Origin of the sequence: Microbacterium istanbulense (assembly GCF_037204145.1) — a bacterium.
Classification (GTDB): domain Bacteria; phylum Actinomycetota; class Actinomycetes; order Actinomycetales; family Microbacteriaceae; genus Microbacterium; species Microbacterium istanbulense.
The window spans coordinates 293,338-308,145 of sequence record NZ_JBBDGN010000002.1 but is presented as its reverse complement, the minus strand read 5'-3'; the positions used below and the strand labels follow the sequence as shown (position 1 = coordinate 308,145).

Sequence of the window (14,808 nt, the reverse complement as noted above, 5' to 3'; positions counted from 1 at the left end):
TTATCGAGAGGGATGCTGTACATCCATCTTCTTCGCGGATTAGACACACTTTCGGTCGATTCGACGTGAAAGAAGGTGCTTTCTTTCGCTATGCTCAAGGAATGCCGAGCACCGGACTGGAACTCACGACCCTGGGTCATCGCATCCGCCACCACCGCACCTCGCGCGGACTCACCCTCGATGAGCTCGGCGCCCAGGTGGGGATCGCCGGATCGCAGCTCAGCCTCATCGAGAACGGCAAGCGAGAACCGAAGCTCTCGCTGCTGCAGGCGATCGCCGAGGCCACCGGCACCGAGGTGGCCGACCTCATCTCGGGCGAGCCGCCGAACCGCCGCGCCGCGCTCGAGATCGAGCTCGACCGCGCCCAGACCAGTCCGGTCTTCCGGCAGCTCGGCATCACACCGGTGCGCGTGACGAAGGGCATGAGCGATGAGACGATCGAGTCGATCCTCGGCCTGCACCACGAACTGCACCGGCGTGAACGCGAGGCGATCGCCACACCCGAAGAGGCGCGCCGCGCCAACACCGAGCTGCGCCTGCGCATGCGTGAGCAGGGCAACTACCTCGCTGACATCGAGGCCCTCGCCGAGAAGCAGCTCAAGGCCGCGGGCCACGGCACCGGGGCGCTCACCCACCGGACCGTCAGCCTCATGGCGGAGAAGCTCGGCTTCGAGCTGCTCTACGTCGACGACCTCCCGCACTCCACGCGCTCGGTCACCGATCTCGAACACGGCCGGATCTACCTGCCCCCGGCATCCATCCCCGGCGGGCACGGCCTGCGCTCGATGGCGTTGCAGGCCATGGCCCACCGTCTGCTCGGGCACACGCCGCCCACCGACTACGCCGACTTCCTGCAACAGCGGCTCGAGATCAACTACTTCGCGGCGTGCGCGCTGATCCCCGAGACCGCCGGGGTCGCGTTCCTGCAGCAGGCGAAGAAGGACCGCAACCTCGCCGTCGAGGACTTCCGCGATGCCTTCGGCGTGACCCACGAGGCCGCAGCCATGCGCATGACGAACCTCATGACCGAGCACCTCGACATGCGCCTGCACTTCCTGCGCGTTGACGAGAACGGCGCCATCACCCGCGTGTACGAGAACGACGACCTGCCGCTGCCGATGGACATCACCGGCGCCGTCGAAGGACAACCCGCCTGCCGCTGGTTCTCGGCCCGCGCCGCATTCGAACAGCGCAACCGCACGACCGAGTACTACCAGTACACCGACACACCCTCGGGCACGTTCTGGTGCTCGACCCAGACCGGCTCGACCAGCGCCGGGGGCTTCTCGATCACGGTCGGAGTCCCCTTCGACGACGCCCGCTGGTGGCGCGGACGCGAGACCACGCACCGCGCGCACTCGACCTGCCCCGACGAGTCGTGCTGCCGCCGTGCACCGGCAACGATCACCGACCGGTGGCAGGGCAAGGCATGGCCGAGCGCCCGCGTGCACACCCACATGTTCTCGCCGCTCCCCCGCGGCGCCTTCCCCGGCGTCGACGACAACGAGGTGTATTCGTTCCTCGATCGGCACGCCGGGGAGTGACGGCGGACGGATCCGGATGCGGACGCTGTGGGAGCCGGCATCCGGATCCGAATTTCGGCGAGACCCTCAAAATTCGGACGAATCCGGGCCAAACACCCGAGATTCGGCGGGGGGTCCGAAATTCGGATGCCCGAGGCGGGCCCTTCGACAGGCTCAGGGACCCAGAGTCGGGCCCTTCGACGAGCTCAGGGACCCAGAGGGGGCAGGCTTGGGGCCCTTCGACAGGCTCAGGGACCCAGCGGCGGGCCCTTCGACGGGCTCAGGGACCACCCTTCGACAAGCTCAGGGACCGAGGGGCTCAGGGGGCGGTCGGGCGGGGGCGGACGGTCAGGGTCTGCGATGAGGTGCCGACCGGGCCGCGCTCGTCGTTGAGGATCGTCTCGGTGAGGCCGGTTCCGTCGGCGCCGAAGACGACGGTGGTGTCGAGACCGATCCACTCGCCGACCGGTTCGCGGAACAGGCTCGCGGTGAGGTCGACGTTCGGGTACAGCGCCTGCTCCGGCGGCACGCGGGTCGCGATGCCGTTGGCGAAGTCGGATGCCCCGAGCAGGCGTGCCCGCGCGGAGACCCGCTCACCCTCGAGGATCGGCACACGCGGCCGCAGCCAGCAGTGTGCGCGCCCCGGCTCGATCCGCTGACGCCGCATCTCGACCGAGCGCACGGCCCCGCCCGGCCAGACCTCATCGAACCCCGGCCCATCCACGACATCACGTCCGGGCATCACCGGCAGCGGAGACCCGGCGAGCGCACCGGTATCGCCGGTCTGCAGCATCCATGCCCGCAGCACGAGTGCCGAACGGTCATTCTGAGTGACAGTGGCCTCGACGAGCTCGATCGTGCGTCCGGGCCGCAGCACGCGGATGTCGACGTCGAACGCGGCCATCGGGATCACCCCGAGGATGTCGTAGCTCGCCCGAGCGAGCACGAGCGGGGCATCCGGCCGGCGCCGGGCATGGTCGGTCTCGACGAGGTGGGCGAGCAGTCCGAACACCGGTGAGACGTGCTGCTCGTCTTCCTTCCAGGCTCCGCCGACGTGCTCGGTGGGGACGAAGGAGGTCTCAGACTGGCGCAGGAAGTAGCTCGACACGTGATTATTCTGTCAAGAGAGTCGGCGAGCCCCGGCGCGTCGTGCACCGTGGCCCGCCGCCGCACGGCTCACCGGGCAAGAAAGGAGCGGAACCGCTCGACCGCGGCATCCGCCTCGTTGGCATCGTGCTCGGCCGCGAAGAGCTCGACCCCCGCGCCGCGCCCTCCTGCGGCAGACCACACCCCCCGCCACCCTGCCGCGGTCGAGCAGGACCGGTCGCACCATGCCGTTCTTGCCGGGGCCGACGGCGGCGAGGTGTTCCGGGGGGCAGACGGCCGTGCGGTCGCCGTAGGCGATGTAGTACTCGTCGAAGGCGCCGAGTGCGCGCATCCGCGTGGCGGCATCCGACCTACGGGGTCGTACGGCGCCGACGAACTGCCCCTCCGACACCTCGACGACCCGTCCCGTCGCCCGCAACGCCGCCTCACGGGCGACCCCGAGGGTGAGACCCGACCACCAGGCGAAATCGGCGGCGCCGGCGGGCCCGTGCCCCTCGATGTACCGCACGAACAGCTCGCCGAGCGGGTCGGCCGGAGCATCCGACTCGGCGATGTGGTCTTCCACGCGCACGAACAGCTGCTCGCGCCGCACAGCGCCTGGCGCGCCGGCCAACGGCGCCTGGCACAGGACACCGGCGATGGTGAGAGCCGAGAGAACGTGCACGCCGCGCTGGGCGCGCGGGTCGATCCCCGCCGCCTCGAACGCCGTGAAGGCGACCGCGCGCGTCACACCGCCGTCGCGCAGGCCGGGGCGCAGGGCGCGTTCGGCGCGGGCGAGCAGGTCGTCGTCGATTCCGAGCTCACGATGGCGCGCCGCCGCCTGTCGCCGCTGCCGCTCGGCGGTGACCGAGAGCACCCAGCCCAGATCCCGGGCGGGGATGATGTGCAGGGTGCCGCGCATGGTCCACGCGCGCACGAGGTCGCCACGGGCGAAGGCGGCATCCACCTCGCTCAAGCCCGGAGTTCCTCGGGTGCGGCAGGCGAGCGCCCACCGACCGGCCAACAGATCCTGGCTCTGCACGGCGAGCATGTGCGCCGCCGCCTCCGTCACGGTCGCGGCGGGCGCCGACAACCGGTGTGATCGCAGCCGTTCATCGACGAGGGCGGGCGTGGTCATGCGACCATCATGCCCGCCCCCACCGACAGTCGTGTCAGCCCTGCAGAGTCACCTCGCGGCGCACCGGGAGGACGACCGGGTGCGACCCCGCCATGACCTCGAGCACGCGGATGACCTGGCACGAGTAGCCGTACTCGTTGTCGTACCAGACGTAGAGCACGACATCGCGGTCGTTCGCGATGGTGGCGAGTCCGTCGACGATGCCGGCGCGGTGCGATCCGACGAAATCGGTCGAGACGACCTCGGGGCTCTCGACATAGTCGATCTGCTGACGCAGCTTCGAGTGCAGCGATGCGCGGCGCAGGTAGTCGTTGAGCTGATCCTTCGTCGCGGGGTTCTCGAGCGTGAGGTGCAGCACCGCGAGCGAGACGTCGGGGGTGGGCACGCGGATCGCCGACCCGGTGAGCTTGCCCTCGAGTTCGGGCAGCGCCCTGGCGACAGCCTTCGCGGCGCCCGTCTCGGTGATGACCATGTTCAGCACGGCCGAGCGACCACGACGGTCACCGGAGTGGAAGTTGTCGATGAGGTTCTGGTCGTTCGTGAACGAGTGCACCGTCTCGACGTGTCCGCGCACGATGCCGTAGGCCTCGTCGACCGCCTTGAGCACCGGCGTGATCGCGTTGGTCGTGCACGACGCCGCCGACAGGATGCGGTCGGAGTCTTCGATCGTGGCGTCGTTGATGCCGTGCACGATGTTCTTCAGCGCACCCTTGCCAGGAGCGGTGAGCAGCACACGCGCGGCGCCCTTCGCCTCGAGGTGGCGGCTCAGGCCCACCTCGTCGCGCCAGCGGCCGGTGTTGTCGACGACGATCGCATCGTGGATGCCGTAGGCGGTGTAGTCGACCTCGGCCGGGTCATTCGAGTAGATCACCTGCACGCGGGTGCCGTTGGCGATGATCTGCGAGTTCTCCTCGTCCACGTCGACGGTGCCCTCGAAACGGCCGTGCACGGAGTCCCGTAGCAGCAGGGAGGCACGCTTGACGAGGTCGTTCTCCGACCCGCGGCGCACGACGATCGCGCGCAGGCGCAGACCGCTGCCGCCGCCGGTGTGGGCGATGAGGATGCGGGCGAGCAGGCGTCCGATGCGACCGAAGCCGTACAGCACGACGTCGGTCGGCTCGGCCGGCGTCGCGCCGAGCGCGGGGGCGAGCACCTCGCGCAGGTATTCGTCGAGGGGCCGGTCGCCGGTCGCATGCTCTTCGACGAGACGGGCGACGTCGAGCGACGAGGCGCCGGGCGCCAGGTCGCGCAGGGCTTCGAGCACCGTGAGGATGTCGGCGACGGCGAGCTGGCCGTGGCCCAGCTGCGCGACGCGCTCATGCACCTCAAGGATGCCGGTGGTGGAGAGGCCGAGCAGGCGATGACCGTGCAGCGACGTGACGACGTCATGCTCCCGGTTCAGTGCGCCGATCAGCGGGATCATCCGCTCGGCGAGCTCTTCGTTCTGCGTCCATTCGTCGCGGTGCGCCGCGAAATCGTTCATCTGCGTCCTTGCATGGGTGCGTGCGCGCGGGGGTCTCCCGGCGCGCGGTTGCCGGGTGAGCATCGGGGGATGCCTCCCAGCGTACGCGGGGCGCGCGGCGACGCCGAATCAGGGAGTGCTCAGGCTCGCGTCCTCGGCCGGCACCTCCGCCGCCGGCTGCGTACCCGCGGCCGACGCGACCCGCAGGAACACGATGATCCAGCTGAAGATGAGGATGCCGGCGATGAGTTCGACGGCTGTGAGGTTGTAGTAGCCGGTGACGAAGAAAACCGCCAGCAATGCGACGACCGCGACGTAGATGTAGCCGAGGGCGTAGAACGTCTTCGGCAGCGTCGGCAGCAGCTTCGGCAGCGCGAAGATGAGCGCGGCGTACACGACGGCCATGCCGGTGGCGACCGAGTTGTGCACGAGGAAGAAGCGGTCGACGGGGAACAGCGCGACGCAGGCGAGCAGGATGCCGATCAGCACGAGCGCCGTGCGCACCAGTCGCCGGTTGCGCCGCAGGTGCGGCTGGTCGACCGGCAGACCGTCGGTCGCGTAGCGCCCGATCGTCGTGACCATGATCCCCGAGATCAGCAGGGTGATGTTGAACGCCGGCGCAGAGACGTTGCTCGACATGCCGAGCGCCGAGAGGTTGTCGCGCCACCAGTGCGGGTCGCCCGCATTGAGCATCGCGGTGAAGGCGCCCATGACGAGGAAGATCGCGAGGGTCAGCGAGAGCGACATCGGTGTCAGCGAGGCACCACCGAGGAACGCCACGTAGCCGGTGAGGGCGAAAGCGACGCCGACGAGCGCGGCGCCGGGAAGAGCGAACACCGGGGCGTCGATGAAGCTCAGCTCGAGCAGCTGAGCGATGCCGAGCCAGCCGAGCAGGGCGATCGCCGCGTAGGCGAGCGCGATGGCGATGAGGTCGTACCAGCGCAGGCGCTCGGACGACGCGAGGAATCCGTCACGCGGGTCGCCCTCGGCGGCATCACGCGGGCGCACCGCGACCCTTCCGAGGATGAACGCGACGCCGGCCACGATCGCACCGCCGATCGCGGCGTACCATCCGATCGACCACGGGCCGGTGATCGCCAGTTGATGCCCCCAGAACAGCAGCAGCGACACCGGGAAACCGACGACGAAAGCGAGAGCGCCGAGCATCAGCGCGACGGTCTCCAGTGCCTCGCGCGACCGGGCAGGGCGTGCGAGTTCGGCCAGGGCGATGAGCACGCGCCTTCTGAATCTGTGCATCTCGTACCAGCCGTCGTCTCGGCCGCCTCCTGACGACACTCTAGGTCGCGAGGGCGCCTGCCGTGTGGTCACACGAGAACATGCCAGCCCCACATCAGCAGAAGCCCCGCCGTCATCGTCCAGACCTCGACTCTCAGCAGCACCACCGACGCACCAATCGCCTCAGACGCTCGTGCCGCCCAGACCGACCACGCGGTCACCGCGAGCACGGCCGCGCCGCTCAGCAGCGGGAGTCCCACTGTCACGCCGTGCCCGGTGTGCGCGGCCCCCGCACCCTGTGCCGCACCGGTCAGCAGACACAGAGTCATCGCGAGGGCACCGATTGCGCGGTGGCAGCAGCCCGCCGCCTCGGGTCGTCCGCGCAGGCCGACGGTGCCGATCATGGCGGAGAGCACCCACAATGCGGCGACGGCGATCACCGGCACCGTGACCCCGGGCAGGGCGAGCAGCAGCATCCCCACCGCCATGCTCACCGCCGCCTGCCTGCCCTGCCACGGTACGGCGCGCGAGACCACGGCGCACACGGCGGCCGCGGCCGACGCCGCGACCATCAGCGCCATCGCGGATGCCGAAGCAGAGTCCATCTGCCGATGATATTGAGCGTGCGCTCAAAATCAAAGAGGCGATCTCGATCTCCTATGGGCGAGGATGGGAGCATGCCCCGCGTCGTCGATCATGATGAACGCCGTCGAGCGATCGCCGGCGCCCTGCTCGCCGTCGCCGCGCGCGAGGGACACGAGAGTGTGACATCGCGGGCCGTGGCCGCCGAGGCCGGTATGGCGACCGGCGCCCTGTGGCACTACTTCGCCGGCTTCGACGATGTCGTCCGCGCGGCCGCAGCCGAGGTCACCCGGCGCACCGACGCCCGCATCCGGTCGGCCGTGGAGGGACGCGCCGGCCTCGACAAGGTCCGCGCCGCCATGGGCGAGGTGCTCCCGCTCACCGACGAGACGCGCACCGAAGCGGCCGTCGTGGTCGGCTTCTGGGGGCGGCTGGCCGCCCACGCCCAGACACCGGATGCCGGTGCGCCGACGCTCTCGCTGTGGCAGGACGTGCTGCGCGAGGGACTGTCCGAGGCCGTGGACTCGGGCGAGCTGCGCGCGGACACACCCCAAGAGGATCTGCTCGCGCTGCTGCGCTCGATCACCTACGGGCAACAGATCGCTCACGTGACCGCGCCCGAGAGCGCCGCGCAGCATGTGCGCGTGCTCGAGAGCATCCTCTCCCCCTGGCGCACACCCACATCCTGACCCTTGCCCCACCCGCCGTTCCGGCGTAACATCAACGCAACCCGTTTATTGAGCGCTTGCTCGAAATAGTGAGGTCGATGATGTCCCACCACCACGCACCCGCCACCGACGACGCGATCGGCGTCCCGCACCCGCACGATCCCCTCACCGGCCCCGAGATCGCCACCGCCAGAGCGATCCTCGACGCCGCCGGACTGCTCGGCGAGAGCGTGCGCGTGCCGATGCTGCTGCCTGACGAGCCCACGCGCGAAGAGATGGCGTCGTGGCGGCCCGGCTCGCCCATCGACCGCCGCGTCGATGTGACACTGCTCGACACCGCCACCGGCCACGCCACCGACGTGATCGTCTCGCTCACCCGCGGCGAGGTGCTCAGTGCCGAGAAACTGCCCACCGACGCACCTCCTTACGGCCAGCCGCAGTACCTCTTCGAGGAGTACGAGCGCGCCGAACGGATCGCCAAGGCCTCGCCCGAGTGGCGTGCCGCGATGACGCGGCGCGGCCTGGAGGAGCACATCGAGCTGGCCTTCTGCGCCCCCCTCGCACCGGGCTACACCGGCCGCGATGACGAGGTCGGGCGCCGGGTCATCCGCTCGTTGACGTTCCTGCGCTACGACGAGCACGACTCGCCGTGGGCGCACCCGGTCGAAGGACTCATCGTGCACATCGACCTCACCGCCGACGCCGTGATCCGCGTCGAGGACATCGGCGATGTCCCCGTTCCCGCCGGCCACGGCAACTACTACCCGGAGGTGCAGGGCGAGGCCCGCACCACCCTCAAGCCGATCGAGATCACCCAGCCCGACGGTCCGAGCTTCCAGGTGTCCGGCTCTCTCGTCGAGTGGGAGAACTGGGCGATGCGGGTGAGCTTCAACGCGCGTGAGGGGCTGGTGCTGCACGACGTCACCTTCGACGGGCGCAGCGTGCTCAGCAGGGCCAGCGTGCCCGAGATGGTCGTCCCCTACGGCGACACCGCGCCCGGACGCTTCTGGATCAGCTACTTCGACGCCGGCGAGTACCTGCTCGGCAAGAACGCCAACCACCTCGAACTGGGCTGTGACTGCCTGGGTGTGATCCGCTATCTCGACGGCTACGTCGCCGACGACCACGGGCACCCTGTCCGCATCCCGAACGTCATCTGCATGCATGAAGAGGACTACGGCATCCTGTGGAAGCACACCAACCTCGAAGGCCGCGCCGACGTGCGCCGCTCACGACGGTTCGTGGTCTCGTACTTCTCCACCATCGGCAACTACGACTACGGCTTCTACTGGCACTTCTACCTCGACGGATCGATCGAAGTGGAGGCCAAGGCGACGGGCATCGTCTTCGTCGGCGCCGGGGAACCCGGTGTGCCGCAGAAGCACGCGACCGAGCTCGCGCCCGGCGTGTTCGCCCCCGTGCACCAGCATCTGTTCTGCGCCCGCCTCGACGTCGCGATCGACGGCGAGCAGAACCGCCTGGTCGAGATCGACGCGCAGCGCATCCCGATGGGGCCGGACAACCCCTTCGGCAACGCCTTCACGTGGTCGGAGACGCCGCTGCGCACCGAGGTCGAGGCACAGCGCGAGGCCGATTCCGCGGTCGCCCGCACGTGGGAGGTGCAGAGCACATCACGCACCAACGCGGTCGGACGACCGACCTCGTACCACCTCATCCCCGAGCCGACCGCCCTGCTGATGGCCGATCCGGCCTCCTCTGTCGCCGCACGCGCCACCTTCGCGACGAAGCACCTGTGGGCGACCCGCTACGAGAAGGGCGAGATCTGGCCCGGTGGCCGATACCCCAACGCGCATCAGGGCGGCTCCGGCCTGCCGGAGTACACCGCGGGAAACCGGTCGATCGACGGTGAAGACCTCGTCCTGTGGCACACCTTCGGTCTGACGCACTTCCCCCGCCCGGAAGACTGGCCGATCATGCCGGTCGACTACGCCGGCTTCTGGTTCAAGCCGTACGGCTTCCTCGATCAGAACCCGGCGATGGACGTGCCCGAGTCGTCACAGGCACACGGTGGCGCCGCGTCATCGGCCGGCGCGGGATGCTGCGGAGGCGGCGAAGCCTGCACCTGCGGCCACTGAGATCTCCGGTGTCGCGGCGGGAGCAGAGCGCTCCTGCCCCGCCGCGGCACCGGTGCTACAGTGCCGACACCGAGTGAAAACAGCGTTGTTCCACCATCCCGAGGTGATCTGCCGTGACCGGAGTACCCACCGCACCCGCCGAGTCCGTCTCGACGCTCGTCGCGCGCGACATCGCCACGTTCCGTGCGGCGGTCTCTGACTCGTTCGTGCCGCTGCAGGTCTCCAGTAGCGGGGCCGATCGGTTCCGCAGCGTGATTCGCGGCGCCGCCGTCGACGAGGTGCATGTGACCGACCTGCGCGCCACACCGCACGTGGTCGAACGCACACCGGAGCTGATCGCCCGAGGCGATCGCCCGTACTTCAAGCTGAGCCTGATGCTGGCCGGCACCGGGCTGCTCGTACAAGACGGACGCGAGGCCGTGATCGCCCCCGGCGACCTCGCCGTGTACGACACCGACCGCCCGTACTCGCTGGTCTTCGACGAGGACTTCCGCACCATGGTGGTGATGTTCCCCAAGCACCTGCTCAGCCTGCCGCCCGACCTCGTCGGGCAGCTCACCGCGGTGCGGATCTCGGGGCAGGACGGCCTGGGCAGTGTCGTGGTCCCGTACCTGTCGCAGCTCGCGACGAATCTCGATCAACTCGCCGGCCTCACGGGTGCCCGGCTCGCACACAGCGCCCTCGATCTTGTGACGACCGTCTTCACGCGCGAGCTGGGCCTCGATGAGATCTCAGCCGACCCGCATCGAGCCCTCATGCAGCGCATCCGCGCCCACATCGACCGCCATCTCGCGTCGACCGAGCTGTCGCCGGCGACCATCGCCGCCGCGCACTACATCTCCACCCGGCACCTGCACGGACTGTTCCAGGAGCAGGGCACCACGGTGTCGACGTGGATCCGTACCCGGCGCCTCGAGCAGTGTCGCCGCGACCTGCTCGACCCGATGCTGGCCGACCGCCCCGTGGCCGCCATCGCCGCACGCTGGGGCTTCGTCGATGCCGCACATTTCAGTCGCGCCTTCAAAGCCGCCTACGGGGTCTCGCCGAGCGATTACCGCGCCGGGAGATGACAGTTTCTCCAAATGGTGCTGATGCTTCGCTTTCCTGAACCCGCCGACGAGGCGGCGTGCCGTCGCCTGCATGGGCAGCTGGCCGCGGACAACTTCGAGTTCCTTCAGACGGACGGAACCTGGGAGCAGATCTGCGCAATCGTCCGTCGCGAGCATGAAGGCATCGACATCGACCCAGGACGAGTCCGTAGCAGCTGGCTCATCGCCGACGTGGACGGCGAGGTGGTAGGGCGGGTGTCAATTCGCCACGTGCTGAACGAGTTCTTGCTAAACGAAGGCGGACACGTCGGATATGCGGTTGGGCGCGAGTTCCGCCGCCGCGGGTATGCGACGGAGATTCTTCGTCTCGCTGTCGCGGACCTTGCCGAGCGGGGTGTCGAACGCGTGCTCGTGACGTGTGACGACGCGAACGTCGCATCCGCTGGCGTGATCGAGAAGCTCGGCGGAGTCCTGGAAGACGTTCGTCCCGGCCGACACCAGACGCTCAAGCGCCGCTATTGGATTACCACGACCTCGCCCGGCTCCACAGAACTCTGAAACTGCTCAGCTGCCGGAGTGCCTTGCCGCTCTTTCCTACTCCGTCGCCAGGTCGGCCGCGTCGCTCAGCACGGCATCGCGTGCGCGCCCGTACTTGGTGAGCATCGCTTCGGGAGAGCTGATGAGCGCCTTCCACAGCGCCCACGCGGCTCCTCGTAGCCAGGCATCCTCGGGCAGTCCCAGCCGCTCGCGCAGTTGAGCACGTTCGCGAGAACTGCAGCTCAACCATGCGAAGGCGAGGTCGCAGGCGGGGTCGCCGACGCACGTCTGGCCGAAGTCGATCAGCGCCGCCAGGCGGCCGCTGCCATCGAACAGCATGTTGCCCGGCGCCACATCGCCGTGCACCCACACCGGCGGTTCGGTCCACGCGGTAGCCACGGCCTGGTCCCACAGCGCCCGACATCCCTCAGCCTGGCGTCTGCCCAGGAGCGCGAGCCCGCTCTGTACTTCCTCGCCAACCACGCTGAGGTGACAGCCGCGGTATGCGGAGGCGCTTCCTGCCCATGGGCCTCCGGCCGTGTCGCAGCCCTGCAACTGGCTCAGAGCGTCACCCACACTCGTGATGGCGCTCTCTCGCTCGCGCGCGCCGACGGCGAGCAGGGTGTGCCCCTCGATCCACTCACGAACAGACCACGGCCGGTTGAAGGCCGCCGACGGGGCTCCGGTCGCGACGACCCGGGGGATCGTGACTCGATACCGGGAGCCGAGGGTCGCGAGGGTCTGCTGCTCTCGGACGAGCCCGGCGACATAGCCGTCAGCGCTCGGGAGCCGGACAGCCATGCGGTCGCCCAGCCGGAAGGTGCGGTTGTCCCAGCCCTGCATTTCCACCGGGCGGATCGGCAGCTCCGACCACTGTGGGAACTGATCTGACACCAGGGAGCCGACCAGCGAAGACGTGATCTCTTCAGAAGAAGACGTGATCTCTTCAGAAGTGGCAGGCATCGCGCCAGCTTAGTCGGCGGCCCGGCGATCACTTCTTTCCCTCGCGTGGCACAGAAGGCGGGAGATACCACCCCGACGTCGTGAGAACGGACACGATGGCCGCCGCCGATAGGGTGGCGACATGATCGTGACTCTGCGCGCCCGAGCCGTCCTGCTCGATATGGACGGCACCCTGGTCGATTCGACGGCCGTGGTCGAGCGACTCTGGCTCGACTGGGCACGACCGCACGGTCTGGAGCCGGAACGGGTGTTCAGCGTCGTGCACGGGCGCCAGGGCCACCAAAGCATGGCGATCCTGCTTCCCGAGCGCGACCATGCGATCAACCTCGTCGAGAACGCGCAGATGCTGGCCCGTGAGGCCGGCGACGTCGACGGCGTCGTCGCGATCCCCGGGGCGGCGGAGCTGCTCACCGCCCTGAGCGGACACCCGCACGCGATCGTGACCTCGGCCGACGTCGCGCTGATGACGGCGCGGATGGATGCCGCAGGGCTGCCGCTGCCCGACGTGCGGATCACCGCGGAGAGCGTGTCGGCCTCGAAGCCCCACCCGGAGGGCTTCCTCGCCGGGGCCGCGGCCCTCGGCCTCGAGCCGATCGACTGCGTCGTCTTCGAGGATTCCGAGGCCGGCATCCAGGCGGGCCTCGCCGCCGGCATGCGCGTGGTCGGTGTCGGCCCGCACGCCGCCGCGCCTCACCCGACCTTCGCGGTGCCTGACCTCACGCACGTGCGGGTGAGCGCGTCAGACGACGGGCTGAACATCACGCTCGACTGAACGCACACGCGTGAAGCGTGCGGGTCACATCCCCGCGCGGTCGAACGCGATGGTCGGCACATCGACGATGTGGGATCCGCCGTCGGCGACGATCACGGCCCCGGTGATGTACGACGACTCCGACGACCCCAGGAAGCGCACGACGGCGGCGATCTCCGCCGGCTGCGCCGGCCGTCGCAGCGGCACATCCGCGGTGACGGCCGCGTACGCCGCGTCCCGCGAGGCGAGACCGGCATGTGCGGCGAACTCATCCATCTCCTCATCCGCCATCGGCGTCTGCACCCATCCAGGACACACTGCGTTCACCCGCACTCCCGCGCGCCCGTAGTCGCGCGCGAGCGACCGGGTGAGGCCGATCAGCGCGTGCTTGCCGACCGTGTATCCGGCCACGGAAGGTCCGGCGAACAGGCCGGCCAGCGACGACACCACCACGATCTGACCCTTCGCCTCGGTCAGGGCGGCGAGCGCCTCGCGGGCCATCACGAAGGCGGTCGTCAGGTTGGCGCGCAGCGCGGCCTCCCAGGCGGCGTCGTCGGTCTCGCCGACCGGAGCGAATCCGTGCCCTCCCGCGTTGGCCACCAGCACGTCGATGCGCCCGAAGCGGGCCAGCACCTCGGCGACGACGGCCGCGGCTGCCGCGCCGTCGGCGGCATCGGCGACGATCGGGTGCGCCCCGGCCGACTGCTGCACGCGTGCGAGCGGTTCGGGTCGTCGGCCCACCACGACGACGTGCGCGCCTTCATCCGCGTATCGGCGGGCGATGGCCGCGCCGATCCCCGTGCCGCCTCCGGTGACGACGACCACCCGTCCCGATTGGGCCATACCTCTGCCTCGTGTCATCTGTGTCGTCCTCTCCCCCGCCGCCTCAGGCGGGAAATCCCGACCGGGCGCTGTACCCGAAGTCGCTGACCAGGGCCGAGCCGTTCACCGCACGCGCACGCGGCGACGCCAGGTAGGCGACGTGCGCCGCCACCTCCTCGGCGCCCTGCACGGGGAAGCCCGCCGTGTCGAAACCATCGTCTGCGGCGAGGTCGCTGCGGCTCATCGGTGTATCCACCACCGACGGCGACACCGCGACAACGCGGATGCCGTCGGGCGCGAGATCGACCGACAGCGCCCTGCCGAACTGCACCAGCGCCGCCTTCGACGCGCAGTACGCCGCCATGCCGGGGGATGCCACCGCCGCCGAGTCGCTGGCGAGAAGCACGACGGATGCCGCATCGGCGGCGCGCAGTGCGGGCAGCGCCGCCCGCAGCGCCAGGAACGCACCGGTCACGTTCACCGCGAACACCGCATCCCAATCGGCGCGCGAGGTCTGCTCGATGCCCTCGCCCACCGGTCCGGAGATGCCCGCGCAGCAGACGACCGTGTGCACGTCTGCGGACCAGGCGACGACGGTGTCCACGGCAGCGGACACCTCGCCTTCCACGGTCACGTCGGCGGTCACGATCAGGCAGGGCGCGGCGGCGCTGCGCAGCATCCGGGCGGTCTCCTCGAGCCCACCGCGGTCGCGATCGAGCAGCGCAACACGCATCCCCTCCGCGGCGAGCGCGACGGCGACGGCACGGCCGATGCCGCTGCCTGCGCCCGTGACGAGCGCCGTGCGACCGGCGAGCGCGAGCTCCATGGTTCCTCCCGGTGTCTCCTGGCACCACCTTGACGGCTGCGACGGCCGGCGTGGGAAGGGTGTGCGCGC

At 69.7% G+C, this 14,808-nt stretch carries 14 protein-coding genes; 6 read left to right on the top strand and 8 right to left on the bottom strand.

Annotation, left to right across the window (positions count from 1 at the left end; translation table 11 throughout):
• Nucleotides 1-101: 101 nt before the first annotated feature.
• The gene (locus WDU93_RS04405) at nt 102-1,544 is read left to right on the top strand and encodes a helix-turn-helix domain-containing protein (protein ID WP_337317946.1); all 1,443 of its coding nucleotides are present in this window, start codon (nt 102-104) and stop codon (nt 1,542-1,544) included.
• A gap of 298 nt (nt 1,545-1,842) precedes the next feature.
• On the opposite strand, the gene WDU93_RS04400 is transcribed toward WDU93_RS04405, so the two are convergent.
• From WDU93_RS04400 to WDU93_RS04380, 5 genes are all read right to left on the bottom strand, one after another.
• Nucleotides 1,843-2,631, bottom strand: a complete 789-nt coding sequence (locus tag WDU93_RS04400; RefSeq protein WP_337317943.1) for a thioesterase family protein — start codon at nt 2,629-2,631, stop codon at nt 1,843-1,845.
• Between the two features lie 12 nt (nt 2,632-2,643).
• On the bottom strand, nt 2,644-3,747 hold the full coding sequence (locus WDU93_RS04395; RefSeq protein WP_337317940.1) for a winged helix DNA-binding domain-containing protein: 1,104 nt from the start codon (nt 3,745-3,747) through the stop codon (nt 2,644-2,646).
• A gap of 34 nt (nt 3,748-3,781) precedes the next feature.
• Complete coding sequence (locus WDU93_RS04390; RefSeq protein WP_337317936.1) at nt 3,782-5,230, bottom strand: glyceraldehyde-3-phosphate dehydrogenase; 1,449 nt, start codon at nt 5,228-5,230, stop codon at nt 3,782-3,784.
• A gap of 108 nt (nt 5,231-5,338) precedes the next feature.
• A complete protein-coding gene (locus tag WDU93_RS04385) occupies nt 5,339-6,445 on the bottom strand; it encodes a hypothetical protein (protein WP_337317934.1) in 1,107 nt (368 codons plus the stop codon).
• A gap of 89 nt (nt 6,446-6,534) precedes the next feature.
• A complete protein-coding gene (locus WDU93_RS04380; RefSeq protein ID WP_337317932.1) occupies nt 6,535-7,050 on the bottom strand; it encodes a hypothetical protein in 516 nt (171 codons plus the stop codon).
• 72 nt (nt 7,051-7,122) lie between these two features.
• Here WDU93_RS04380 and WDU93_RS04375 point away from each other — a divergent pair, with 72 nt between their 5' ends.
• The 4 genes from WDU93_RS04375 to WDU93_RS04360 all read left to right on the top strand — a co-directional run bounded on the left by WDU93_RS04375 (nt 7,123) and on the right by WDU93_RS04360 (nt 11,398).
• Entirely contained in the window at nt 7,123-7,716 is a 594-nt protein-coding gene (locus WDU93_RS04375; RefSeq protein WP_337317930.1) for a TetR/AcrR family transcriptional regulator, read from the top strand.
• A gap of 77 nt (nt 7,717-7,793) precedes the next feature.
• Nucleotides 7,794-9,791, top strand: a complete 1,998-nt coding sequence (locus WDU93_RS04370; RefSeq protein ID WP_337317928.1) for a primary-amine oxidase — start codon at nt 7,794-7,796, stop codon at nt 9,789-9,791.
• 113 nt (nt 9,792-9,904) lie between these two features.
• Nucleotides 9,905-10,861 (top strand): AraC-like ligand-binding domain-containing protein, encoded by a 957-nt coding sequence (locus WDU93_RS04365; protein WP_337317926.1) that lies wholly within the window; start codon nt 9,905-9,907, stop codon nt 10,859-10,861.
• 21 nt (nt 10,862-10,882) lie between these two features.
• A complete protein-coding gene (locus tag WDU93_RS04360) occupies nt 10,883-11,398 on the top strand; it encodes a GNAT family N-acetyltransferase (RefSeq protein WP_337317924.1) in 516 nt (171 codons plus the stop codon).
• A 36-nt stretch (nt 11,399-11,434) separates the two neighbouring features.
• Here the strand turns inward: WDU93_RS04360 and WDU93_RS04355 are convergent, their stop codons facing one another.
• Nucleotides 11,435-12,340, bottom strand: a complete 906-nt coding sequence (locus tag WDU93_RS04355; RefSeq protein WP_337317923.1) for an aminoglycoside phosphotransferase family protein — start codon at nt 12,338-12,340, stop codon at nt 11,435-11,437.
• Nucleotides 12,341-12,461: 121 nt separating this feature from the next.
• On the opposite strand from WDU93_RS04355, the gene WDU93_RS04350 reads away from it, so the two are divergent.
• Nucleotides 12,462-13,112 carry an HAD-IA family hydrolase gene (locus tag WDU93_RS04350; protein ID WP_337317921.1) on the top strand — a complete coding sequence of 217 codons (651 nt, stop codon included), beginning with the start codon at nt 12,462-12,464 and terminating at the stop codon, nt 13,110-13,112.
• Nucleotides 13,113-13,136: 24 nt separating this feature from the next.
• Here the strand turns inward: WDU93_RS04350 and WDU93_RS04345 are convergent, their stop codons facing one another.
• Both WDU93_RS04345 and WDU93_RS04340 read right to left on the bottom strand, forming a co-directional pair.
• Nucleotides 13,137-13,934, bottom strand: a complete 798-nt coding sequence (locus WDU93_RS04345) for an SDR family NAD(P)-dependent oxidoreductase (RefSeq protein WP_337317920.1) — start codon at nt 13,932-13,934, stop codon at nt 13,137-13,139.
• 43 nt (nt 13,935-13,977) lie between these two features.
• Nucleotides 13,978-14,739, bottom strand: coding sequence for an SDR family NAD(P)-dependent oxidoreductase (locus tag WDU93_RS04340; protein ID WP_337317919.1), 762 nt, complete (start codon nt 14,737-14,739; stop codon nt 13,978-13,980).
• Between the last annotated feature and the right edge of the window lie 69 nt (nt 14,740-14,808).

Bases quoted from the DNA above. Each gene is read 5' to 3' on its own strand.
- WDU93_RS04405 (WP_337317946.1), top strand. From the start codon at position 102: ATGCCGAGCACCGGACTGGAACTCACGACCCTGGGTCATCGCATCCGC.
- WDU93_RS04395 (WP_337317940.1), bottom strand. From the start codon at position 3,747: ATGACCACGCCCGCCCTCGTCGATGAACGGCTGCGATCACACCGGTTG.
- WDU93_RS04390 (WP_337317936.1), bottom strand. From the start codon at position 5,230: ATGAACGATTTCGCGGCGCACCGCGACGAATGGACGCAGAACGAAGAG.
- WDU93_RS04380 (WP_337317932.1), bottom strand. From the start codon at position 7,050: ATGGACTCTGCTTCGGCATCCGCGATGGCGCTGATGGTCGCGGCGTCG.
- WDU93_RS04375 (WP_337317930.1), top strand. From the start codon at position 7,123: ATGCCCCGCGTCGTCGATCATGATGAACGCCGTCGAGCGATCGCCGGC.
- WDU93_RS04370 (WP_337317928.1), top strand. From the start codon at position 7,794: ATGATGTCCCACCACCACGCACCCGCCACCGACGACGCGATCGGCGTC.
- WDU93_RS04360 (WP_337317924.1), top strand. From the start codon at position 10,883: ATGCTTCGCTTTCCTGAACCCGCCGACGAGGCGGCGTGCCGTCGCCTG.
- WDU93_RS04355 (WP_337317923.1), bottom strand. From the start codon at position 12,340: ATGCCTGCCACTTCTGAAGAGATCACGTCTTCTTCTGAAGAGATCACG.
- WDU93_RS04350 (WP_337317921.1), top strand. From the start codon at position 12,462: ATGATCGTGACTCTGCGCGCCCGAGCCGTCCTGCTCGATATGGACGGC.
- WDU93_RS04345 (WP_337317920.1), bottom strand. From the start codon at position 13,934: ATGGCCCAATCGGGACGGGTGGTCGTCGTCACCGGAGGCGGCACGGGG.
- WDU93_RS04340 (WP_337317919.1), bottom strand. From the start codon at position 14,739: ATGGAGCTCGCGCTCGCCGGTCGCACGGCGCTCGTCACGGGCGCAGGC.